We start from the raw sequence: 1,802 nt of genomic DNA, 5'->3' as shown, positions 1-1,802 counted from the left end.
GACGCGTTAATGCGACCTGTCTCTGGGTTGGTATGCCAATCATTGATGGTGTCATCGAATTGAATTCCCGGATCGGCACAAGCCCATGCGGCTTCGGCAATCTTGGTAAAGAGTGCGCGGGCATCTACGGTTTCAATTACTTCACCAGTTGAGCGGCCAACTAAACCAAACTGCTCGCCCTTTTCTACTGCGCTCATGAATTTATCGGAAAGGCGCACTGAGTTATTTGCATTCTGATATTGAACCGAGATGATGTCTTTTCCACCTAAGTCCATATCAAAGCCAGCATCGCGCAGGGCGCGAATTTTCTGCTCCTCTGAAACCTTGGTCTCGATAAATTCTTCAATATCTGGGTGATCCACATCTAGCACAACCATCTTGGCTGCACGACGGGTGGCGCCACCAGATTTGATTGTTCCAGCAGAGGCATCAGCACCGCGCATAAATGAGACGGGACCAGATGCGGTTCCACCTGACTTCAATAGTTCCTTTGATGAACGAATACGGGAAAGGTTAAGACCGGCACCAGAGCCACCCTTAAAGATCATTCCTTCTTCGCGATACCAGTTAAGAATTGATTCCATCGTGTCATCAACAGACAAGATAAAGCAGGCCGAAACTTGCTGCGGGGAGGCAGTTCCGACGTTAAACCAGACTGGGGAGTTAAATGAGAAGATCTGATGCAAGAGCATGTAGGTAAGTTCATGCTCGAAAATTGTTGCATCCTTCTCAGTTGCAAAGTATCCGTACTCTTTTCCAGCTTTTGTATATGTTAAAACTACGCGATCAATAACTTGCTTAAGAGACCATTCACGATTCTCAGCACCGACTGCTCCGCGGAAGTACTTGGTCGTTACGATAGTTGAAGCATTTACTGACCAGAAGTCTGCAAACTCAACACCGCGTTGTTCGAAAACAACTTCGCCTGTCTTCCAATTCTGTTGAACAACATCGCGGCGATCCCATGTGACCTGGTCATATGGGTGAAGGCCTTCTGTTGTATAAATACGACCGATAGTAAGACCTTTGCCTGTCTTAAACTTCGATACTGGGCGGTTGATGACCGTCTCTGACATGTGTTATTTCCCCGTCTTCTGATTAAGTGTTGCTGTTGACCTTGCTGATGATGTTGATATGGCTGGTGTTAGTACTTGTCGCACTTGTGCTGCTGGTGTTACCTGATTTACATTCGAAGGTAGTGCGCGGAGAAGTGCTATCTCACCTTCAAAATCTTCAAGGGAGGCAAAGTTACGGTACACAGATGCGTATCGGAGGTAGGCCACCTCATCGAGTTCGCGTAGTGGCGCAAGAATTGCCATTCCTACCTCTTGAGCTTCGATTTCTGCTTGCCCTGTTCCGCGAAGGCTCTCTTCGACTCGCTGGGCAAGTAAAACCAAATCATCTTCACCCACTGGGCGACCTTGGCACGCCTTGCGCACGCCGACAAGAACCTTCTCGCGGCTAAATGGCTCAGTGGCCCCTGATCGCTTGATGATGTTGAGCAGTGCCACCTCTTGGGTGGAAAAGCGCTGACCGCATTTAGGGCATTCCCGGCGGCGGCGGATTTCTGTGCCATCGACGACCGGACGGGAGTCAACGACTCTGGAATCATCGTGTCTGCAGAACGGGCAAATCATCTCGGCGTGTCTCCCTTCGAAATACCTAGAATTTCCAATAAATGCATGTATTGGTGAATTGGTAAAACTACCGTAAAAACACTACTTATGGAAGTTTTATTGCTTTCGACCCCTACATCTAGTGGGAACTATAAAGTATTTCTTGAGACTCTGCAGGATGAAGCG

2 protein-coding genes are annotated in these 1,802 nt (G+C 48.3%); both read right to left on the bottom strand.

Going from position 1 to position 1,802, the window contains the following annotated elements:
* Positions 1-1,076: ribonucleotide reductase barrel domain-containing protein (locus tag AC9UEP_RS05940; protein WP_509545077.1), on the bottom strand; the 1,076-nt coding region annotated here is incomplete at its 3' end.
* A 3-nt stretch (positions 1,077-1,079) separates the two neighbouring features.
* The gene (gene nrdR / locus AC9UEP_RS05935) at positions 1,080-1,637 is read right to left on the bottom strand and encodes a transcriptional regulator NrdR (RefSeq protein WP_509545075.1); all 558 of its coding nucleotides are present in this window, start codon (positions 1,635-1,637) and stop codon (positions 1,080-1,082) included.
* Between the last annotated feature and the right edge of the window lie 165 nt (positions 1,638-1,802).

Origin of the sequence: Candidatus Planktophila sp. (assembly GCF_040402315.1) — a bacterium.
In the GTDB taxonomy this organism is placed as follows: domain Bacteria; phylum Actinomycetota; class Actinomycetes; order Nanopelagicales; family Nanopelagicaceae; genus Planktophila.
The sequence above is the reverse complement of the archived record's forward strand: the minus strand, read 5'-3'. Positions and strand labels throughout refer to the sequence as shown.